The 21,441-nt window shown below is 71.0% G+C and carries 12 protein-coding genes; 1 reads left to right on the forward strand and 11 read right to left on the reverse strand.

Going from position 1 to position 21,441, the window contains the following annotated elements:
- Positions 1 to 4: 4 nt before the first annotated feature.
- From ACZ5PP_RS02575 to ACZ5PP_RS02615, 9 genes are all read right to left on the reverse strand, one after another.
- A complete protein-coding gene (locus ACZ5PP_RS02575) occupies positions 5 to 2,392 on the reverse strand; it encodes a Tex family protein (protein ID WP_464826706.1) in 2,388 nt (795 codons plus the stop codon).
- A 223-nt stretch (positions 2,393 to 2,615) separates the two neighbouring features.
- Positions 2,616 to 3,464: a D-hexose-6-phosphate mutarotase gene (locus tag ACZ5PP_RS02580; protein ID WP_004318241.1), complete on the reverse strand. Its 849-nt coding sequence runs from the start codon at positions 3,462 to 3,464 to the stop codon at positions 2,616 to 2,618.
- 3 nt (positions 3,465 to 3,467) lie between these two features.
- Complete coding sequence (locus ACZ5PP_RS02585; protein WP_004318240.1) at positions 3,468 to 6,155, reverse strand: bifunctional acetate--CoA ligase family protein/GNAT family N-acetyltransferase; 2,688 nt, start codon at positions 6,153 to 6,155, stop codon at positions 3,468 to 3,470.
- 198 nt (positions 6,156 to 6,353) lie between these two features.
- Positions 6,354 to 7,811 (reverse strand): sensor histidine kinase, encoded by a 1,458-nt coding sequence (locus ACZ5PP_RS02590; protein ID WP_464826707.1) that lies wholly within the window; start codon positions 7,809 to 7,811, stop codon positions 6,354 to 6,356.
- A 188-nt stretch (positions 7,812 to 7,999) separates the two neighbouring features.
- Positions 8,000 to 9,460 carry a glycogen synthase GlgA gene (gene glgA / locus ACZ5PP_RS02595; RefSeq protein WP_004318236.1) on the reverse strand — a complete coding sequence of 487 codons (1,461 nt, stop codon included), beginning with the start codon at positions 9,458 to 9,460 and terminating at the stop codon, positions 8,000 to 8,002.
- A gap of 16 nt (positions 9,461 to 9,476) precedes the next feature.
- On the reverse strand, positions 9,477 to 10,745 hold the full coding sequence (glgC, locus tag ACZ5PP_RS02600; protein WP_004318234.1) for a glucose-1-phosphate adenylyltransferase: 1,269 nt from the start codon (positions 10,743 to 10,745) through the stop codon (positions 9,477 to 9,479).
- A 2-nt stretch (positions 10,746 to 10,747) separates the two neighbouring features.
- Positions 10,748 to 13,057: a glycogen debranching protein GlgX gene (gene glgX / locus ACZ5PP_RS02605; protein WP_261788881.1), complete on the reverse strand. Its 2,310-nt coding sequence runs from the start codon at positions 13,055 to 13,057 to the stop codon at positions 10,748 to 10,750.
- A gap of 37 nt (positions 13,058 to 13,094) precedes the next feature.
- Positions 13,095 to 15,287, reverse strand: a complete 2,193-nt coding sequence (gene glgB / locus ACZ5PP_RS02610) for a 1,4-alpha-glucan branching protein GlgB (protein WP_012585325.1) — start codon at positions 15,285 to 15,287, stop codon at positions 13,095 to 13,097.
- Positions 15,288 to 16,166: 879 nt separating this feature from the next.
- Positions 16,167 to 17,186 (reverse strand): glucokinase, encoded by a 1,020-nt coding sequence (locus ACZ5PP_RS02615; RefSeq protein WP_012585326.1) that lies wholly within the window; start codon positions 17,184 to 17,186, stop codon positions 16,167 to 16,169.
- Between the two features lie 491 nt (positions 17,187 to 17,677).
- Between ACZ5PP_RS02615 and ACZ5PP_RS02620 the strand changes: the two genes are divergently transcribed.
- Positions 17,678 to 19,291, forward strand: coding sequence for a glycoside hydrolase family 13 protein (locus ACZ5PP_RS02620; protein WP_004310853.1), 1,614 nt, complete (start codon positions 17,678 to 17,680; stop codon positions 19,289 to 19,291).
- Between the two features lie 127 nt (positions 19,292 to 19,418).
- Here the strand turns inward: ACZ5PP_RS02620 and ACZ5PP_RS02625 are convergent, their stop codons facing one another.
- Together ACZ5PP_RS02625 and torT are read right to left on the reverse strand one after the other, a co-directional pair.
- On the reverse strand, positions 19,419 to 20,249 hold the full coding sequence (locus tag ACZ5PP_RS02625; RefSeq protein ID WP_464826708.1) for an SIR2 family NAD-dependent protein deacylase: 831 nt from the start codon (positions 20,247 to 20,249) through the stop codon (positions 19,419 to 19,421).
- A 28-nt stretch (positions 20,250 to 20,277) separates the two neighbouring features.
- Complete coding sequence (gene torT / locus ACZ5PP_RS02630; protein ID WP_043743399.1) at positions 20,278 to 21,351, reverse strand: TMAO reductase system periplasmic protein TorT; 1,074 nt, start codon at positions 21,349 to 21,351, stop codon at positions 20,278 to 20,280.
- Positions 21,352 to 21,441 lie beyond the last annotated feature (90 nt).

Below are 21,441 nucleotides of genomic sequence, written 5' to 3' on the forward strand. Positions count from 1 at the left end.
CTCCTCAGCGATTGCCGCGGGCGCGGGCGAATGCTTCGGCGAGTGCGTTGGCAGCGGCGGGGCGGGAAGCCTCCTGGCGCGCGCCACTCTTGCCCTGCGCGGGCGGGCGCCGGTTGTCGCCGCCGCGCGGGCGCTGCTCGCCACGCGGGGCCTGGCCGCCTTCCCCGCGCCGCGGCGCACCCTCGTCGCGCCGGGCGCCGGACTCGCCGCGCTTCGCAGTCACCTCGTCGCCCAGGCGCATGGTGAGCGCGATGCGGTGGCGCGGGATGTCCACCTCCAGCACCTTCACCTTCACCACCTGACCCGCCTTGACCACGCTGTGCGGGTCCTTGACGAAGGTGTTGGACAGCGCGGAGATGTGCACCAGGCCGTCCTGATGCACGCCGATGTCGACGAAGGCGCCGAAGTTGGTGACGTTGGTGACCACGCCTTCGAGCAGCATGCCGGGCTCGAGGTCCTTCAAGGTCTCCACGCCCTCGCGGAAGGTCGCGGTGCGGAACTCGGGGCGCGGGTCGCGGCCGGGCTTTTCCAGTTCGGCGAGGATGTCCTGCACGGTGGGCAGCCCGAAGCGCTCGTCGGTGAACTCCTCCGGTTTCAGGCTCTTGAGGAAGCCGCCGTTGCCCATCAGTTCGCGCACGCTCTTCCGCACGCGCGCGAGGATGCGCTCGACCACCGGGTAGGCCTCGGGGTGCACCGAGGAGGCGTCGAGCGGGTTGTCGCCGCTGGGGATGCGCAGGAAGCCCGCGGCCTGCTCGAAGGTCTTGGGGCCGAGGCGGGGCACGTCCTTCAATGCGCTGCGGCTGCGGAAGGGGCCCCGGGTATTGCGATACTCGACGATGTTGCCGGCGAGCGTGGCGTTCAGACCCGAGATGCGTGCGAGCAGCGGTGCAGACGCGGTGTTCACGTCCACGCCGACCGCGTTCACGCAGTCTTCCACCACGGCGTCCAGGCTCTTCGCCAGGCGGCCCTGGTTGACGTCGTGCTGGTACTGGCCGACGCCGATCGACTTGGGATCGATCTTGACCAGCTCGGCGAGCGGATCCTGCAGGCGGCGGGCGATCGAAACCGCGCCGCGCAGGCTGACGTCGAGCTCGGGGAACTCGCGTGCGGCGAGTTCGGACGCGGAATACACCGAGGCGCCGGCCTCCGAGACGACGATCTTGGTCAGCTGCAGCTCCGGGTAGCGCTTCATCAGCTCGGCCACCAGCGCGTCGGTCTCGCGCGAGGCGGTGCCATTGCCGATGGCGATCAGCTCGACCGCATGCTTCTTCGCCAGCGCGGCGATGGTGGCGATCGACGATTCGCGGTCGCGGCGCGGCTCGAAGGGATACACGGTGGCGGTGTCGACCAGCTTGCCGGTGGCATCCACCACCGCGACCTTCACTCCGGTGCGGATTCCGGGGTCGAGGCCGATGGTGGCGCGCGTGCCGGCGGGGGCGGCGAGCAGCAGGTCGTGGAGGTTGCGCGCGAAGACGCGGATCGCCTCTTCCTCGGCGCGCTCGCGCAGCTCGCTCATCAGCTCGAGTTCGAGGTGGATGGAGATCTTCACGCTCCACGCCCAGCGCGCGGTCTCGGCGAGCCAGCGGTCGCCCGGGCGGCCCTGGCTGCGGATGCCGAAGCGCACGGCGATGCGGCCTTCGCAAGGATGCGGGGCGTCGGGGTCGGGGCGCTCGACGTCGAGTGCCAGGCGCAGCACGCCTTCGTTGCGCCCGCGCAGCAGCGCCAGCGCACGGTGCGAGGGCATGGTGGCGATCGGTTCGGCGAAGTCGAACCAGTCGCGGAACTTGGCGCCTTCGTTCTCCTTGCCCTCGATCACGCTCGAGCGCACCCGGCCATGTTCGTGCAGGTAGCTGCGCAGCTCGCCGAGCAGGGTGGCGTCCTCGGCGAAGTGCTCCATCAGGATCTGGCGCGCGCCGTCGAGCACCGCCTTGGTGTCGGCAAAACCGGCCTCGGCGTTGATGTACTTTTCGGCTTCGACTTCGGGCGTCAGGGTCGGGTCGGCGAGCAATGTCTCGGCCAGCGGGCCGATGCCGGCCTCGCGCGCGATCTGTGCCTTGGTGCGGCGCTTGGGCTTGTAGGGAAGGTAGAGGTCCTCGAGGCGCTGCTTGGTGTCGGCGTCCTCGACCTCGGCACGCAGCTCGGCGGTGAGCTTGCCCTGCTCCTCGATCGAGGCCAGCACGGTGGCGCGGCGGTCTTCGAGCTCGCGCAGGTAGCCCAGGCGTTCCTCCAGCGTGCGCAACTGCGTGTCGTCCAGGCCACCGGTGACTTCCTTGCGGTAGCGGGCGATGAAGGGCACGGTGGCGCCATCGTCGATGAGCTGGACGGCGGCGATGACCTGGCGCGGCGAGACGCCGAGCTCTTCGGCGATGCGGTATTCGATCGGGGGGAGCATGGGGAAGAGGCGGTGAAGCGCAGAAGATAAGGCCCGGATAGTGCAACAGGCGGCGCGGGGAGAGCAACCCGCGGACCGGTGTGGCGGCCGCTGCGGGGCGAAGCGAGTCGTGAGCGGGCGATCCGGCGACGGCGGCGCGGACTCCGGGCGCCGTGAGTGCGACTCGCGTCGCTCCGGCAGAAGGCAGCGAGGCTGCGGCGGCTCGTGCGTGCGCGACGCAGGCTCAGAGGGCGACCAGGGTCTGCCGCCCCCACCACGATTCGCCGGGCTGCACGCGTACCGGCTGGCGGGCGGCGGCGGCCTCGATGCAGAGCATGCGGCGGAAGCCGTCGTCCGGCAGGTCCGCGATCGCGGCGCTGCGCTCGATCCAGGGGTTCCACACCACCACGTCGGGGAAACCGTCGGCATTGACGCCCAGGCTGCGGTGGTATTCGCGCAGCAGCAGCGGGCGGTTTACCTCGTGATAGACGCGGTCGGTCTCGGACTCGATCACCAGGGCGTCCCCGCTATCGCGCTGGATGCGGTCGGCGTCGGTCTTGTCGCGATAGGAGAAGCCGTGCAGGCCTTCGATGCGCGATTCCTCGACCTCGCGTACCGCGAGGTAGGTGTGCAGCGCGGCGGTGAACTCGAAGGCCTCGTCGCCGGTGTTGGTGATCTCGAGTTCGAGGTCGAGCCGGCTGTCCTCGATCAGGATCGACAGTTCGGCCGAAAACGCGTACGGCCACAGCGCGCGGGTGGCTTCGTCGTCGGCGAGCGTCAGCCCCGCGAGGGCGAAGTCCTTGCCGCTGCGCTCGGTCGTGAGCGACCACCGCCGGTTGCGCGCGAAGCCGTGCGCGGGCAGGGGGCCCAGGTCGGCGAACTGCGGGAAGCACACCGGGATGCCGCCACGGACCGCGCTGTGCCCGTCGAACACTGCCTTCGGGCTCAGGTACAGGCGCTCCTCGCCACCCGGCGGCGCCCACGACAGCACCTGCGCGCCGTGCAGCGCCACCACCGCGCGTGCACCCGAAGCGGTGGCCAGGCGCAGCGCTGGCTGGCCGTGGAACTCGATGGGCTCGATCGTCGCGGGCATCGCTCAGTCCTGCAGCGCCAGAATGCCCAGCTTGACCGAGCTGTCTTCCGGGTCGTTGCTGAGCACGAAGCCGAGCTTCTGCACGAACTTGAGCATGCGCTCGTTGTTGGCGAGGAAGACGCCGTTCATGTACTGGATGCCACGGCTGCGCGCGGTCTCGATCAGTACGCCCATGAGCTTGCGGGCGAGGCCGCGGTGCTGCCAGTCGTCGGCCACCACGACCGCGAACTCGCAGGACTCGCCGTCGGGGTTCACCGCGTAGCGGCACACACCGATCTCGTTCTCTACGCCGTCGGCCTCGAGGGTGGCGACGAAGGCCATCTCGCGGTCGTAGTCGATCTGGGTGAGGCGGGCGACCATCGCGGGCGGCAGCTCGCGCATGGTGTTCATGAAGCGGTAGTACTTGGTCTCGGCCGACAGGCGGCGCACGAAGTCGACCTCGAGCTCGGCGTCCTCCGGCTTGATCGGACGGATCGTCACCGTGGTGCCGTCGGGCACGGTCCAGGTGCTGATCAGGTGCGACGGATACGGGTGGATCGCGACGTGGTCGTAGCGGTCCGCCGTCGGAGACACGTTTTCCACGCTGATGTTCGCGTCGACCGCGACCACGCCGTTCTCGTCCACGATCAGCGGGTTGATCTCCATCGCGGTGATCCACGGCAGCTCGCAGACCATCTCGGAGATGCGCAACAGCACCAGCTCGAGCGCGTTCATGTCCACCGCCGGCATGTTGCGGAACTCGCCGAGGCGGGTGGAGATGCGGGTCGAGCGGATCATGTCCTTGACGAGGAAGCTGTTGAGCGGCGGCAGGGCCACCGCGACGTCGCGGTTCTCCTCGACCAGGTTGCCGCCCTCGCCGAAGGTGATCGCGGGGCCGAACACCGGGTCGCGGCGCACGCTCACCACCAGCTCGCGGCCGTTGCGCTTCTGGATCATCGGCTCGATCGCGATGCCGTTGATCACCGCCTCGGGCTGCACGCGCTTGACCTCGTCGAGGATCTCCTGATAGGTCGAGCGCACCGCGGCGAGGCTGCGGATGTTCAGGCGCACGCCGCCCACCTCGGACTTGTGCACGATGTTCGGCGAGTCGATCTTCATCACCACCGGCAGGCCGATCTCGGCCGAGAGCACCATCGCCTCGGCGGCACTGCGCGCGACCACGGTCTGCGCGATCGGAATGCGGAAGGCCGCGAGCAGCGCCTTCGACTCCATCTCGTTGAGCTTCTTGCGGCGCTCGGACAGGGCCATCTCGATCACCAGGCGCGCGCTCTCGATCGAGGGCGGCGGCAGGTGCGACAGCGAGGACGGCGTCTGCATCAGCAGCTTCTGGTTCTGGTAGTAGGCCGAGATGTGGCTGAAGAGCTCGACCGCCGGCTCCGGCGTGCGGAAGTGCGGGATGCCCGCGGCGCTGAACTTGGCGCGCGCCTCGGCGACGAGCTCCTCGCCCATCCAGCACACCAGCACCGGCTTGTCGGCGGTCTTCTCGAGCTCGATCACGACGTCGGCGACGCCGCTCGGGTCGGTCACCGCCTGCGGGGTCAGCATCACCAGCACGCCGTCGACGTTGGGGCCTTCGAGCACCGCCTTGAGCGCCGCGCGATAACGTTCCGGGCCGGCGTCGCCGAGGATGTCCACCGGGTTGCCGTGCGACCAGCCGCTGGGCAGGCAGGCGTTGAGCTTCTCGACCGTGCTCTCGGCGAACTCCGCGAGCGGGATGCCGATGTCGGCCGCGCGGTCGGCCGCCATGACTCCCGGGCCGCCGCCGTTGGTGATGATCGCGAGGCGGTTGCCGCGCGGGCGGAAGTGCGAGAACAGCGCGTTGGCCGCGGCGAAGAGCTGGCCCATGTTGTACAGGCGGATCACGCCGGCGCGACGCAGCGCGGCGTCGAACACCGCGTCCTCGCCCATCGGCGCGCCGCTGTGCGACAGGATCGCGCGCGAGGCGCCGGGGTGGCGGCCGGCCTTGACCAGCAGCACCGGCTTGACGCGCGCGGCGCCGCGCAGCGCGCTCATGAAGCGGCGGGCGTCGCGGATGCCTTCGACGTAGAGGAAGATGCTCTCGGTGCGCGGGTCCGAGATCATGTATTCGAGCACCTCGCCGAAGTCGATGTCGGACGAGGAGCCCAGGGACACCACGGTCGAGAAGCCGACGTTGTTCGGTTTGGCCCAGTCGAGGATGGCCGCGCACAGCGCGCCCGACTGCGAGATCAGGCCGATGCTGCCCTTGAGTGCGCTGGCGTGCGCGAAGGTGGCGTTGACGCCGAGCTGCGGCCGCATGACGCCCAGACAATTGGGGCCGAGCAGGCGGATGCGGTGGCGGTGCGCGGCTTCGACCACCTGGCGCTCGAGCAGCGCGCCGCGCGCGCCCGATTCGGAGAAGCCGCCCGACAGCAGGATCACCGCCTTCACCCCGGCGCGGCCGCAGGCCTCCATCAGCGCCGGGGTCTTCTCGGCGCGGATTGCCATCACCACCAGGTCCAGGCGCTGCGGCACGTCTTCCACCGACTTGTAGCAGGCGACCCCGTGCACCTTCTCGTGCTTCGGGTTGATCGCGAACAGCTTGCCCTTGTAGCCGGCCTCGAGCATGTTGCGCATGAGCACGCTGCCGAGGGAGGCCTCGCGTTCGCTGGCGCCGATGATGCCGACGGAGCGCGGCTCGAGGAGCGGGGTCAGATAGTGCTTTTCTTTCATGGTGGCCACCTGAGGTCCGAGTGGTGTGCTGCAATGGTTTGGCGGGCGCAGGGCGCGCGCGGAATGGAATTCATTGTACTGCAGTGCACAACGGGCAGTTGAGACCTTTGTCTCTGCCGCCTGCGATTCGTGCCGCGGCCGACCGACCGCCGCTGTCCGGAGTGGGCGTTCCCGTTTCGGAGCGCGGCGTCGTCACCCTCAATGCCCCAGCATGAAGCAGAAGCGCGCGCCCTTGCCCGGTTCCGCGCTGGCCCACACCCGGCCCTCATGGCGGGCGACGATGCGTTGTACGGTGGCGAGCCCGATCCCGGTGCCGGGGAACTCGTGCTGCGCGTGCAGGCGCTGGAAGGGCTGGAAGAGCTTGCCCGCGTAGTTCATCTCGAATCCGGCGCCGTTGTCCTCGACGTGGAACACCGTGCGCTCGCCGTCGCGTTCCGCGCCGAAGACGATACGCGGATGTTCGCACTGGCTTGTGAACTTCCATGCATTGCGCAGCAGGTTGTCGAGCAGCACGTGCATCAGCACCGGGTCGGCGACCACCGTCATGTCGCTGGTGATCTCGACCGCGACCACGCGCCCGGGCGACTCCGCCTGCAGGTCGCGGATCACCGCTTCGGCAATGCGCGACAGGTCGACCGGCCTCCTGCGCAACGGTTGCCGGGAGACGCTGGCGAGGTCGATCAGCGCATCGATCAGGATCGCCATGCGCTCGGCGCCGGCGCGGATGCGCACGAGCTGCTCGCGTTGGCGTTCGTCGAGCCGCGGCCCGGCCTCCTCGACGAGGATGCGCGCGAAGCCGTCGATGGCGCGCAGCGGCGCACGCAGGTCGTGCGAGACCGAATACGAGAAGGCCTCGAGCTCGCGCACCGCGGTCTCGAGTTCGGCGGTGCGCGAGCGCACCCGCGACTCGAGCTCCTGATTCAGGTTGCGCAGGCTGAACTCGGCGATCTTGCGCGCCGAGATGTCGTCGATGGTGCCGGCGATCCCGCTTTCCTGCCCGCTGCCGTCGCGCAAGGCACGGCAGTCGATCGCCACCCAGCGGATCTCGCCGGAGAGCGTGCGCAGCCGCAACTCGTCGGTCCATTCCTGGCCGTCTCCACACAGCAGGGCGCGGATTGCGTCGCGTGCGCGCAAGCGGTCGTCTGGATGGAGGAAATCGGTCAGCGCATGCTGGCGCGTGGCGTCCAGATCGAAACCGGAGAGATCCTTCCAGGCGTCGTTGAGAAACACCAGGCGGCCAAGCTCGTCGGTGCGGAAGAGCACCTCGCTGAGCGAATCGACCACCTCGCGATAGGATTCGGTCGCGACCACCCCGATCGCCGCGCCTGCGCGCGCGGGCGCGGTCGGAGCGGCGTGCGCGGCGGGGAGGAGGGCGTGGGGGAGCGCGCTCGCCGGCGCGCAATCGTCGGCGTCTGCAGGCGTGCCTGCCCACTCCCGCCTCGAAGCCGCGCCGCCGCTCGCCGGGGCGTCGTCGTGAAGCGGGTCGTCCGCAGCGCGGCCCTCTGCCGCACCGGCGAGGGTGCGTCGGCGCAGGCTGCGGCGGCCGAGCAGATAGCCCAGCCCGCCGCCGAGCAGAACCAGACCGCCGTTCCAGGCCAGCCCGCCGACATCGATCCCCGCGGCCTGCGCCGAGCCCGCGCCGAGGGCGAGCGCCACCACGAGCACATGCCCGGCACGAGGCGGTGGGTGCGGTCTGGACGCGTCGATGGGGCTCACCTGGTCAGTGGCGGCGGTCCCGCATGCCGCATGGTTTCCGTGGCGGTCGGACTCGTCCTGTATAGCACAGAAGCTGCCCGCGGCGGGCCGTGCGCGAAGCGGGTGCGGCGACGGGCGCCGGCGCGACCTCATGCAGGCGTGAGACCACGATAAAGGGCGAGATATTCCCGCGCGGCACGCGCCCAGCCGAAGTCCTTCGCCATGCCGCGGGCGCGCACGCGTCTCCATTCGGTGGGACGGCGGTGGACGGCATTCACCCGCAGCAGCGTGCGTTCGAGCGCAGCGGCGGAGAACTCCTCGAAGACGAAGCCGGTGGCGTCGGTGTCGAGCGTCTCCAGGCGGGTGTCGGCTACCGTGTCGGCGAGGCCGCCGACGCGCCGCACCAGAGGCAGGGTGCCGTACTTGAGGCCGTAGAGCTGGGTCAGGCCACAGGGTTCGTAGTGCGAGGGCACCAGGATCACGTCGCTGCCGGCGATCAGGCGGTGGGCGAAGGCTTCGTCGTAGCCGATGCGCACCGCCACCGATTCAGGCGCGGCTGCCGCCGCGTCACGGAAGGCGGCCTCCAGCCCGGCGTCGCCGCTGCCGAGCAGGGCGAGCTGGCCGCCGCCCGCCAGCAGCGCGTGCAGGGCCTGCAGCACCAGGTGCAGGCCCTTCTGCTCGGTGAGCCGGCTCACCACGCAGTACAACGGGCCCTCGGCCTTGCCCGCCAGCCCGAGTTCGCGGCGCAGCGCGCTGCGGCAGCGCGCCTTGCCGGCCATGTAGTCCGCGGTGTAGCGCGCGGGCAGCAGGGTATCCGTGGCCGGATCCCACACCGCCGCATCGACCCCGTTGAGGATGCCCGAGAGCTCGTGCGCGCGGGCGCGCAGGAGGCCGTCCAGCCCGCAGCCCTGTTCCGGCCCCTGGATCTCGCGCGCATAGCTCGGGCTCACCGTGGTGACGCGCCCGGCGTAGTACAGCCCGGCCTTCATGAAGTTGAGGTGCCCGTGGAACTCCACGCCGTGGATCGAGAAGAAATGCGCGGGCAGCCCGAGCGCGTCGAAGCAGGCGCGCGGGAACATGCCCTGATAGGCGAGGTTATGTACCGTGAACACGCAGCCCGGCACGCTCCGCCCGCGCGCTGCCGCGACCTGCAACCATGCCGGCACGAGGCCGGCGTGCCAGTCGTGCGCGTGCACCACGCCGGGTTGCCAGGACGTGTCGAGCCCTTGGGCGAGCTCGGCTGCGGTCCACCCGAGCAGGGCGAAGCGCAGGTGGTTGTCGGCGTAGGGCTGCTGTGCGGCGTCGGCGTAGGGACCACCCGTGCGCAAGTACCAGCCCGGGGCGTCGATCACGTAGGCCTCCCCGCCGATCGCGGGCAGGTGTCCGCGCAGGAGCCGCGCCGGGTTGTTCCCCATCCCGCCCGGCGCTTGCAGGCGGGCGATCTCGACCGGCGACTCCAGCCCGGCGAGGATGGCGTCGAAGCCGGGCAGCAGCACCCGGACGTCCGCGCCGAGCGCGCCCAGGGCGGGCGGCAGCGCCCCGGCGACGTCGGCCAGCCCGCCGGTTTTCAGCAGTGGGAAGATCTCGGCACACACCTGAAGGATCCGCATCGTCTGGTCTCCGCGCTCACAGTCGGTCGAGCATTTCGCGCGTCACCAGCACCACGCCGCCCTCGGTGCGGTGGAAGCGGCGCGCATCCGCCTCGGCGTCCTCGCCGATCACCGTGCGCTCGGGGATCACGCAGTGGCGATCGATGACGACCTTCTTCAGGCGGCAGTGGCGGTTGATCTGCACGTCGGGCAGCACCACCGCCTGCTCGATCGTGCTGTAGGAGCGCACCAGCACGTTGGAGAACAGCACCGACTCGCGCACGACCGATCCGGAGACGATGCAGCCGCCCGAGACCAGCGCGTTGAGCGCCTCGCCGCGGCGACCGTCGAGATCGTGCACGAACTTGGCCGGCGGTAGTTGCTCCTGGTAGGTCCAGATCGGCCAGTCCTTGTCGTACATGTTGAGCGCCGGCGTGGTCGAGGCGAGGTCGAGGTTGGCCGCCCAGTAGGCGTCCACCGTGCCGACGTCGCGCCAGTAGGGGCCGGAGAAGGGCGGGGTGGCGATCGCCGACAGCGTGAAGGGGTGGGCGAGCGCCTGGTTTTCCGCCACCGCGCGCGGAATCAGGTCCTTGCCGAAGTCGTGGCTGGAGTCCGGATTCTTCGCGTCGTCCTCGAGCAGGCGGTAGAGGTAGTTGGCCGAGAATATGTAGATGCCCATGCTGGCGAGCGACAGCCCGGGATTGCCCGGCAGCGCTGGCGGGTCGGCGGGCTTCTCGACGAAGGCGGTGATGTGGCGCCGTGCATCGATCGCCATCACGCCGAAGGCCTTGGCCTCCTCGCGCGGTACCTCGATGCAGCCCACGGTGACACCGCGCCCGCTCGCGGCGTGGTCCTCGAGCATGATCGAGTAGTCCATCTTGTACACATGGTCGCCGGCGAGCACGACGATGTAGTCGGGCGGCGTGGAGTTGCGGATGATGTCGAGGTTCTGGAACACCGCGTCGGCGGTGCCCTGGTACCACTGTTCCTCGTCGATGCGCTGCTGCGCCGGCAGCAGGTCGACGAATTCGCCCATCTCGTTGCGCAGGAAGCTCCAGCCGCGCTGCAGGTGGCGCAGCAGCGAGTGCGACTTGTACTGTGTGATCACGCCGATGCGGCGCAGACCCGAGTTCATGCAGTTCGACAGCGCGAAGTCGATGATGCGGAACTTGCCGCCGAAGTGCACCGCCGGCTTGGCGCGCACGTTGGTGAGATCGCGCAGGCGCGAGCCGCGCCCGCCGGCGAGCACGAGGGCGAGGGTGCGGCGCGTGAGGATCCGTCGTCGGTTGGCGGCTTCGGCAGGCATGATCAGGACTCCTGGTGGTGTTGTGCGGATTCTAGGAGGACGAGCACGGTGCGCGCGGACAGCACCGGCTCGACAGGATGGCTTTCGTGGCCGGGGGCGGGCGGCGCCGGGCCCCCGTCGGCCCGGGCACTGTCGAAGACCGGCGACCATCCGCCCGCGGGCAGGCGGAAGCGGCACGCGGCCGCGGCGGGATTGACGAGCAGCAGCACGCTGCGCGCGGGTGCGGCGGCCGCGGGTTTGGCGATGTGCTCGACCGTGTGCGGCCGCAGGCCGGGCGGATGCAGCAGGATCGCCAGTGCGCGCTCGCGGGGATCGTTCCAGTCGGCGGCCTGCAGCTCGGCGCCATCGGGGCGCAGCCAGCGCACGCTCGCCGCCTCGCCGTGCTCCGGGCCGCGCAGCCAGGCGACCTGGCGCAGCGCGGGGTGGGCTGCGCGCAGGGCGAGCAGCCTTCGAGCGCAGGCGAGGAGTTCGCGGTCGGCGGCGGCCCAGTCGAGCCAGGTCGTCTCGTTGTCCTGGCAGTAGGCGTTGTTGTTGCCGCGCTGGCTGTGGCCGATCTCGTCGCCGGCGAGCAGCATCGGCGTGCCCTGGGCGAGCAGCAGGCTGGCGAGCAGGGCGCGCTGCAGGCGGGCGCGCAGGGCGAGCACGTCGGGGTCCGCGCTCGGGCCTTCCACGCCGCAGTTCCACGAGTGGTTGTGCGGATGGCCGTCGCGGTTGTGCTCGCCGTTGGCCTCGTTATGGCGGTGGTCGTGGCTCACCACGTCGCGCAGGCCGAAGCCGTCGTGCGCGCACAGGAAGTTGATGCTGGCCGTGGGGGCGCGGCGGTCGTGGTCGAACTCCGCCGCAGAACCGGCGAAGCGGTGGGCGAATGCGCCGCGGTCTCCCCCTCCGCATAGCCACCAGGCGCGCATCGTGTCGCGGAAGCGGTCGTTCCATTCCATCCAGCCGGGCGCGAACCCGCCCAGCCGGTAGCCGTCCGGGCCGAGGTCCCACGGTTCGGCGATCCACTTCAGGCGGGCGAGCAGCGGGTCGGCGGCGATCGCCGCGAACAGCGGCGCACCGGTATCGAAATGGCCGTGGCGGTCGCGCCCGGTCGTGACCGCGAGGTCGAGGCGGAAGCCGTCGATGCGGTAGCGCGCGGCCCAGTGGCGCAGCGCGCCGACGACCAGCTCGACCATGCGCGGCTCGCCGAGGTTCACCGCGTTGCCGCAGCCGCTCCAGTCGCGGTAGCACGCCGGGTCTTGCGGGTCGAGATGGTAGGCGCGCGCGTTGGCCAGCCCGCGCAGCGACAGCATCGGGCCGTCCGCGTCGAGCTCGGCCGTGTGGTTGAAGACCACGTCGAGCACCACCTCGAGCCCGGCGGCGTGCAGCGCGTCGATCGCCCCCGCGAGTTCCCCGGTCGGGGTGGTGCCCGCGCGCCCGCTCCAGTAGCGCGGCTCGGGGGCGAGCCAGGCTGCGGGCGCATAGCCCCAGTGGTTGGCGAGGCCACGGCGCTGCAGCGCCGCTTCGTCGGCGCGGAAGTGCAGGGGCAGCAGGCTCAGCGTGGTGAGGCCGAGCGCCCGGTAGTGATCGAGCATCACCGGGTGGGCGAGGGCGGCGTAGCTGCCGCGCAGCGCCGGCGGGATGTCCGGGTGGCGCATCGTCAGCGCACGCACGTGGGCCTCGTAGAGTACCGTGCGCTCGCGCGGGATGTGCGGGCGGGGAGGGCGGTCATACGCCGGAGCAGGGGCGGGGGCGGGCACCCTCGCCTTGGGGGCGAAGGCAGCGTTGTCGCGCGGGTCGGGCAGGCGCGGATCGTCGCTGCGGGCGGCGCGGAACGCGGCGAGCCTTACCGCGAGCTCCACATCGTCGGCTGCTCCGGGCTGCTGGCGGCCGTAGCTGCCGACCACCTCCTGCGCCCAGGGGTCGAGCAGCAGCTTCGCCGGGTTGAACCAGTGGCCGCGCCCTGGCGCCCACGGGCCATGAGCACGCAGGCCATACACCAGGCCGACCCCGCCGGCAGGCAAAAAGCCATGCCAGACGCCTTCGCTGCACGCCGGCAGCGCCAGGCGGCGAAGCGCCTCGCGGCCTGCGGCATCGAAAAGACAGACCTCGATCGCTTCGGCGTCCGGCGACCACACCGCGAAGTTCACCCCGGTCTCGCCGCTGTCTGCGGTGAGGGTGGCACCGAGCGGCCACGGCTGCCCCGGGCGCAAGTCCGGATCAGGCAGCGCATGCGCCATGGCGAGCGGATCCGCTGCGGCGCCGGGCCCGTCCTCGCAAGGAGCGCACCCGTGCTGCAGGATGGGAAGGGAGTCGGGGTGCGGGGCGCTCATCGCTGCGTTCTCTTGCCGGGGCATGCGTCCAGGCGTGTCAGTCCACGCGTACGAACATCGCCACGCCTAGCGGCGGCAGGCGCAGCACGATCGACTGTGCCTCGCCCTGCCAGGGCAGTGCCTCGCTTCGCAGCGCGCCATTGGTGACGCCCGAGCCCCCATACACCGGATCGTCGGTGTTGAGAAGCTCGCGCCAAGTGCCCGCCGCGGGTATGCCGGTGCGCCAGCCCTCGCGCGCCACCGGGGTGAAGTTGCACGCGACCACCACGCTGCGGCCGTCGCGCGCGCGGCGCTCGAAGACCAGCACCGAGTGCGCCGCATCGTCGTGGGAGATCCAGCGGAAGCCTTCGCTCGCCGTGTCCTGCTCGTACAGTGCCGGATGGCTGCGCAGCACGCGGTTGAGATCGCGCACCAGGCGCTGCATGCCCGCGTGCGGGGCGTGCCCGAGCAGCTCCCAGGGCAGGCTGGCGTCGGCGTTCCATTCGGACCACGGGGCGAACTCGCAACCCATGAAGAGCAGCTTCTTGCCCGGGTGCGCCCACATGTAGCCGTAGAGCAGGCGCAGGTTGGCGAACTTCTGCCAGACGTCGCCGGGCATCTTGGCGAGCAGCGAGCCCTTGCCGTGCACCACCTCGTCGTGCGACAGCGGCAGCACGAAGTTCTCGCTGAAGGCATACGCCAGCGAGAAGCGCAGCTGGTCGTGGTGGTGCTTGCGATGCACCGGGTCGCGCGCGAGGTAGGCGAGGAGGTCGTTCATCCAGCCCATGTTCCACTTGTAGTGGAAGCCCAGGCCGCCGCCCTGCAGGTCGGGTGAGGGCGGGCGGCTGACGGCGGGGAAGGCGGTGGATTCCTCGGCGAGCGTGATCGCCTCGGGGCGCTGCGTGCCGACGAGGTGGTTCATGCGACGCAGGAAGTCGATCGCCTCCAGGTTCTCGCGCCCGCCGAAGCGGTTCGGCACCCACTCGCCCTCGCGCCGGCTGTAGTCGCGATACAGCATCGAGGCCACCGCATCCACCCGCAGCCCGTCGGCGCCGAAGCGCTCGATCCAGTACAGCGCGTTGCTGGCGAGGTAGTTGCGCACCTCGGCGCGGCCGTAGTTGTAGATCAGCGTGTTCCAGTCCTGGTGGAAGCCCTCGCGCGGGTCGGCGTGCTCGTACAGATGGGTACCGTCGAACTCGGCCAGGCCATGGGCATCGCTCGGAAAGTGTGCCGGCACCCAGTCGAGGATCACCCCCAGCCCGGCGGCGCGCGCGGCATCGGTGAAGGCGCGGAAATCCTCCGGTGTGCCGAAGCGCGCGCTCGGCGCGTACAGCCCGGTGGGCTGGTAGCCCCAGGAGCCGTCGAAGGGGTGCTCGTGCACCGGCAGCAGCTCGAGGTGGGTGAAGCCGAGCCCGACCGCGTAGGGCACCAGGCGCTCGGCGAGCTCGCGGTAGGACAGCCAGCCGCCGTCTTCCTTGCGCTGCCAGGAGCCGAGGTGGACCTCGTAGATGCTGATCGGCGCGTCGAGCGCGTTGGCGCGCCGGCGCGCTTCGTCGATCGCCAGCCCGGGCAGCAGGCGCTGCACCACCGAGGCGGTGTGCGGGCGCAGCTCGGCGCGGAAGGCGAAGGGGTCGGCCTTGAGGCGCACGACGCCGTCGGCGCCGAGGATCTCGTACTTGTAGAGCTCGCCCTCGCCGATGCCGGGCAGGAAGATCTCCCACACGCCGCACTCGCGGCGATGCCGCATCATGTGGCGGCGCCCGTCCCAGGCGTTGAAGCCGCCCACCACAGAAACCCGGCGCGCGTTGGGCGCCCACACCGCGAAGCGCGTGCCGGCGACGCCGTCGACGGTCACAGGGTGCGCGCCGAGCCACTCGTAGGGGCGGTGATGGCTGCCTTCGGCGAGCAGCCAGACGTCGAGATCCTCGATCAGCGCGCCGAAGCGGTAGGCGTCGTCGAAGCGCGTCTCGCCGCCACCGGACCAGCGTACGTGCAGTCGGTAGCGCAGCGGATGCGAGCCTCCCGGGAGCGCGCCGATGAAGAGCGGCGATCCGTCCTGAGGTTGGAGCTCGAGCAGCGGACGGCCGTCGATGTCGAGCACCACGACCGCCTGCGCACCGGGCAGCAGCGTGCGCAGCACCATTCCGCCCGCGACCGGATGTGCGCCGAGCAGCGCGAAGGGATCGGCATGGCTCGCCTGCAGCAAGGACTGCAGCGACTCGGGAGCCACCCTGGCCAAGTCCGGGTCCATCGCTTGCAAGGGGGGTGCCGCAACGCTCGTTCGCGTCCTGGCCTTGCCGGCCTGCTTTTCGCCGCGCATCTGCGCCTCTCCGGTTCGAGTGCCGGGCGTTTTTTTCGTTGCGTCGCAGCGAAACGGGCCCGACAGCCCCAAGGATAAAACTTTCGCGCGTTTTGCGCTGCAACGGATCCGCATTTCCCGCCCGCCGCGCGTCGCAGCGGAAGACTCCGTTCCATAAGCCGCGGTGTCCGTAGGCGCGACGCAAGTCGCGACCGCACGATTGCGCATGCGGCGACCGCGGCGAGCGCGGCGGCGCCCCGATCGCGACTCGCGTCGCTCCCACCGCCCGACCCGGACGCCGGCAACAGAGCACGCGCGCCGGTTTTCGTGGGAGCGACGCAAGCCGCGACCGCACGATTGCGCATGCGGCGACCGCCGGTGAGCGCTGCGGCGCCCCGATCGCGACTCGCGTCGCTCCCACCGCCCGACCCGGACGCCGGCAACAGAGTGCGCGCGCCGGTTTTCGTGGGAGCGACGCAAGTCGCGATCGCACGATTGCGCATGCGAAAACCGCCGGTGAACGCGGCGGCGTCCCGATCGCGACTCGCGTCGCTCCCACCGCCCGACCCGGACGCCGGCAACAGAGCACGCGCGCCGGTTTTCGTAGGAGCGACGCGAGTCGCGACCGCACGATTGCGCATGCGAAAACCGCCGGCGAGCGCGGCGGCGCCCCGATCGCGACTCGCGTCGCTCCCACCGCCCGGCCCGGATGCCGGCAACAGAGCACGCGCGCCGGTTTTCGTGGGAGCGACGCAAGTCGCGACCGCACGATTGCGCATGCGAAAACCGTCGGTGAGCGCGGCGGCGCCCCGATCGCGACTCGCGTCGCGCCTACGGGGAGACGTGCCCGCGCGGCTCGGCGAGCGTGGTGAAGCCGAGCTCGATGGCGCTGTCGAGTGCCGCCGAGGCGCCGGTGAGGGCGGCGTGGGGGGCGACGACCACCCAGATCGGGATGCGTTCGAGCCAGGGGCGAAAGCGGCCCTTGGCGACGAAACGTTCGCGGAACGCGGAGCGCAGGAAGAAATCCCCCAGCCGCGGCACGATGCCACCGCCGATATACAGCCCGCCGCGCGCGCCCAGGGTGAGCGCGACGTCGCCCGCCACCGTGCCGAGCAGCGCGCAGAAGAGCTCGAGTGCCTCGACGCAGTGGCGGCAGCCGCCGGCCAGCGCCCGTTCGCTGATCTCCGCCGGCGTGCGCTCGACACGCGCTTCGCCGTCGAGCGCGCGCAAGGTGTCGTGGAGCACGACCAGACCGGGACCCGAGAGCACGCGCTCGGCCGAGACATGGCCATGGCGGGCGGCGAGCCAGGCGACCACCGCGGCCTCGCGTGTGCAAGAGGCCGGCAGCGTCACGTGCCCGCCCTCGCCTTGCAGCGGGACCCAGCCGCCCGGCACGGGCAGCAGGCCCGAAACGCCGAGCCCGGTGCCGGCGCCGATCAACGCCCGCGCGGCGCCCGCACGCGGCTCGCCGCCGCCGACGCGGACCAGGTCGCCGTCGCCGAGCGCGGGCAGCGCGAGCGCGAGCGCGGTGAAATCGTTCACCACGGTCAGCCGGCGCAGGCCGAGCGCGCCGCACAGCGCGCCGATCGAAAAGCGCCAGGGATGATTGGTCATCGCGACGCCGTCGCCGTCGATCGGCGTGGCGATGCCGAAGGCGGCGTAAGCGGGCAGGCGGGCGCCGGTGTCCGCCAACCAGGCGCGCAACGCGGCCTCCGGGCCGCTGTGTTCCGCGCAGCGCAGCGCTCGCAGATGCGTCGGTGCCGCTCCGGGCGCCTCGACGAGGGCGAAGCGCGCGTTGGTGCCGCCGATGTCGGCGACCAGGCGGGGATAGGGAGCAGGGGTGGCGTTCATGTCCCCCGATTCTGCCACGTGCAAAGGCGCTTGCCCGGCCCGGGTGTCCGTAGCTGCCACAAGGCACCTGCCTGTAATCGCCGTCCCCCGATTCCGTTCCCCCGCGCCGTGGTGGGGCCGAATCACCCTGATCAGGACCCCCGTCGCGCCCACGGGGGCTACCCGCCGCCAGCCGGCCTTGTCCGCAGGAGCGACGCAAGTCGCGATTCTCCGCCTGCGTCGCCCGGTGCTCCAGCCGGGGGGGCGGGGGCGCAGCAATTCAAGGTTCCGTCGCGCCTGCGATGGCAACAGGCGCAAGGGTTCGTCCGGCCTGCGTTCGTCATCCCGCGGGCGCGGGCCTACAATCGAACGCGGCCTCCCGAACAACCCGCCTGCTCGGTGCAATCATGCCCCCCTCTGCAGCCCCCTCCGTCGGCCCGCAGCCGGTTTCGAGCCCCGCTGCCCCCTGGTGGAAATCCGCCGTCGCCTACCAGCTCTACCCGCGCAGCTTCATGGACAGCGACGGCGACGGCATCGGCGACCTGCGCGGGATCCTCGCGCGGCTCGACTACCTGCAATGGCTGGGCGTCGATGTGATCTGGATTTGCCCGATCTTCGACTCCCCGAACGACGACAACGGCTACGATATCCGCGACTACCGCAAGATCCTGTCGACCTTCGGCACCATGGAGGATTTCGACCGCCTGCTCGCCGAAGTCCACCGCCGCGGCATGAGGCTGATCCTCGACCTGGTGCTCAACCACACCAGCGACGAGCACCCCTGGTTCCTCGAGTCGCGCGCCTCGCCCGACAACCCCAAGCGCGACTGGTACATCTGGCGCGAGGGCCGCGACGGGCATCCGCCCAACAACTGGGAGAGCATCTTCCGCGGCCCCGCGTGGACCCGGGACCCGGCCACCGGGCAGTACTACCTGCACCTGTTCACCCGCCGCCAGCCCGACCTCGACTGGACCAATCCGGAGATGCGCGCGGCCTTCCACGACATCGTGCGCTGGTGGCTGGACAAGGGCATCGACGGCTTCCGCCTCGATGCGGTGAGCCACATCCGCAAGATGCCGGGCCTGCCCGACCTGCCCAATCCGCGCGGCCTGCCCTGGGTGCCGTCCTTCGCCATGCACATGAACGTCGACGGCGTGCTCGACACCATCGGCGAGCTCTGCCGCGAGACCTTCCGCCGCTACGACGTGATGACCGTGGGCGAGGCCAACGGCGTCGGCCCGCGCGAGGCGGTGGAGTGGGTGGGCAGCGACCGTGGCCGGCTCGACATGATCTTCCAGTTCGAGCACCTGGCGCTGTGGTCGCGCGCGCCCGGCGCGCCGCTCGACGTGGTCGCGCTCAAGAAGGTGCTGTCGCGCTGGCAGCATGCGCTGCACGGCAAGGGCTGGAACGCGCTCTTCCTGGAGAACCACGACATCCCGCGCGTCGTCTCCAAGTGGGGCGACACCGGCGCGCTGTGGCGCGAGAGCGCGACCGCGCTGGCGACGATGTACTTCCTGATGGAGGGCACGCCCTTCATCTACCAGGGCCAGGAGATCGGCATGACCAACGGCGTCTTCGAGCGCATCGAGGACTTCGACGACGTGCTGGCGAAGAACGACTACGCGCAGCGCCGCCTGGCCGGCGAGGAGGAGGGCGCGATCGTCGCCGACCTCGTGCTCACCGGCCGCGACCCGGCGCGCACGCCGATGCAGTGGGACGACGGCCCTCAGGCGGGCTTCACGCGCGGACGGCCGTGGCTGGCGGTCAATCCCAACCATCGCCGCATCAACGTCGCCCAGCAGCGCCACGACCCGGCTTCGGTGCTCAACCACTACCGCCGCCTGATCGCGCTGCGCAAGGCCGAGCCGGCGCTGGTGCTCGGCGACTATCGCCTGCTGATGAAGGACGACGCGCAGATCTACGCCTACCAGCGCCGGCTGGACGGCGAGCGCATTGCGGTGATCGTCAACCTGAGCCCTCGCCCGGCGCGCTTCGATCATCCCGGCGTGGTGCTCCGCCACGAACGCCTGCTGCTCGCCAACCGCGCCGTCGAAGCGCACCCTGCCGCCCACGCGCTCGAGCTCGCACCCTACGAGGCCCGCGTATACCGCGTGGGAAAAATGTAGGCGCGCCGCAAGGCGCGAAACGGGCGCTCCGGAGATCGACGCACGTCGACAGCTGATCGCCGGTTACGCCCGCAGCCGTGCCGGTTCATGTAGAAGGAGCGCCGCAAGGCGCGAATCGGGCGTCGGGTCAGCGGTGCCGGACCAGGGCCGCATGGACGGTGGCAATGCCTTCGAGTGCACCGCAGCGCAGGTGGATCGCGCCCGCCGGGAGCATCGGCTCCGCCTGCGGGTTGATGCGCACCAGCCGTCCGCCGATCGACTCGGCGAAGCGGCGCACCGTGGGCACGTTCTCGCCCGCGCCGAGCTCGATCACCACGGGCCTGCGCACGTCCTCCAGCCAGGCGACCAGCCCCGCCTCCTGCGCCTCGGTGCGGCGTGGAATCCAGGCCCAGTCGCCGAACATCAGGATGTTGGGCCGCGCGACGCCGCCGCAATGCGGGCAGCGCGGCGGCTCGCCGAGCAGTCTGCAGGCTTCCTCGTCCACCTGCGGCTCGAAGCCCTCCGCGCACCACACCGCGCCCCGGCAGCCGCGCTGGCACTGCAGGTGATGAATCGAGCCGTGCACCTCCATGATCCGCGCATCGGCAAAGCCGGCCTTCTGAAACTGCCCATCCACATTCGAGGTAAAGACGAAGGCGCCGCCGCGCAATCCCGCGGCGATCTCCTGCAGCAGCGCGAAGCCCCGGTGCGGCACGGTGCGCCGGTAGAGCGCCAGGCGGTGCCCGTAGAACCCCCAGGCGAGCGCCGGATCGCGCTCGAACGCGGCCGGATTGGCGATCTCCTCGAAGCGCACGTGGGCGCGGCCGAGCGCCGGATAGGCCCGCCAGAAGCCCTCGGGGCCGCGGAAATCCGGCAGCCCGGAATCCACCCCCATGCCCGCGCCCGCGGCGACGATCAGCCCGTCGGTCTCGCGCAGCCATCGGGCGATGCGGGCAAGGGGATCGGCAGGTGGATTCATCGGCTTTCGGAGGCGGAGAAGGGATTTCTCAGGGCAGTGCCGGTGCGATCTGATACACCGGTACGAAACCCGCCGGCGGCAACATCCACTGCACCGGGAAACGTCCCAGCGAGCTCTTGTCCACGAGTTCGACCGCCGGGCCGAGGTAGGGCTCGATCGGCCGCCCCTCCAGCGCCCGCAAGGCCTGACGCACCGCCAGCCGCCCCTGCAGCACCGGGAAATCCGTCACCGCCGCGAGGATGCGGCCGCGCAGGATGCCACCATGGACGGCCGGAGTCAGGTAGGACGACACGATCGCCGTCGCCCCCTCGCGTCCGCGCCGGCGCAGCTCGGCGATCGCGGCCTCGGCCATGGGCGCGTTGCCGACCAGGTAATCGAGCTGCGGCTGCTCGTCGAGCACAGCCTCCACCAGCCGGCGCTGGATCGCGCGCCCCGTGTCACCGTGGCGCTCGGCGACGACGTTCACCGCGCTGCCTGCGATGCCCGTGCGGAAACCGCGGTCGATGAAGCCCACCCAGTCCGCGTCCGCCGGTCCGGGAATCCACGCGATCCGCGCGGGGGGACCGCCCGCGGGATGGCGTGCGGCCAGCCAGCGGCCGATCGTCCAGCCGAGCTGGTACCAGGGCACGGCGATGCGCGCGCGCACCACCTGCGGGTCGATGTCGTTCACCACCCCGAGCACGAGCCGATGGTCGAGTTGCGGCGCGAGCAGGTCGTTGAGCCCGCCGCGGCTGACGGTGCCGATCAGCAGCGCATCGACCGCCTCATCCTCCAGGCACTCCGCCACGCGTTCACGCTGGCGGGCGAGCTGCCCGTAGCCGCCGGCCTCGCGTACGCCCAGGCCGAGGCCGAGCGCGCGCGCCTCCTCGGTCATGCCGAAATTCACCGCCAGCCAGTAGCTGTCCTTCAGGTGCGGGTAGATCGCGCACAGGCGCCAGCCACGCGTGGGGGAGGGCGGAACGATGTCCGGCCCGGTCTCGGCCGCGCCGTTTGCCGCGCGATGATCGCCTGCCCAGCGTTGCAGCGGCCACTCGGCTGCCGGCTGCGCACCGGCCAGCGCCGCGGCGCAGCTCGGCAGCGCGCCCAGCGCAAGCCCGAGCAACCCGTGGCGGACGCTGCGCCGGTAAGATGAAACCCATCGACTCGTCGCCTTCGACCACTGCGCAAGCACACCCGCTCCCCACCGACCGTG

Source organism: Thauera sp. DNT-1 (assembly GCF_055393985.1).

Bases quoted from the DNA above. Each gene is read 5' to 3' on its own strand.
- ACZ5PP_RS02575 (WP_464826706.1), bottom strand. From the start codon at position 2,392: ATGCTCCCCCCGATCGAATACCGCATCGCCGAAGAGCTCGGCGTCTCG.
- ACZ5PP_RS02580 (WP_004318241.1), bottom strand. From the start codon at position 3,464: ATGCCCGCGACGATCGAGCCCATCGAGTTCCACGGCCAGCCAGCGCTG.
- ACZ5PP_RS02585 (WP_004318240.1), bottom strand. From the start codon at position 6,155: ATGAAAGAAAAGCACTATCTGACCCCGCTCCTCGAGCCGCGCTCCGTC.
- glgA (WP_004318236.1), bottom strand. From the start codon at position 9,460: ATGCGGATCCTTCAGGTGTGTGCCGAGATCTTCCCACTGCTGAAAACC.
- glgC (WP_004318234.1), bottom strand. From the start codon at position 10,745: ATGCCTGCCGAAGCCGCCAACCGACGACGGATCCTCACGCGCCGCACC.
- glgX (WP_261788881.1), bottom strand. From the start codon at position 13,057: ATGAGCGCCCCGCACCCCGACTCCCTTCCCATCCTGCAGCACGGGTGC.
- glgB (WP_012585325.1), bottom strand. From the start codon at position 15,287: ATGGACCCGGACTTGGCCAGGGTGGCTCCCGAGTCGCTGCAGTCCTTG.
- ACZ5PP_RS02615 (WP_012585326.1), bottom strand. From the start codon at position 17,186: ATGAACGCCACCCCTGCTCCCTATCCCCGCCTGGTCGCCGACATCGGC.
- ACZ5PP_RS02620 (WP_004310853.1), top strand. From the start codon at position 17,678: ATGGACAGCGACGGCGACGGCATCGGCGACCTGCGCGGGATCCTCGCG.
- ACZ5PP_RS02625 (WP_464826708.1), bottom strand. From the start codon at position 20,249: ATGAATCCACCTGCCGATCCCCTTGCCCGCATCGCCCGATGGCTGCGC.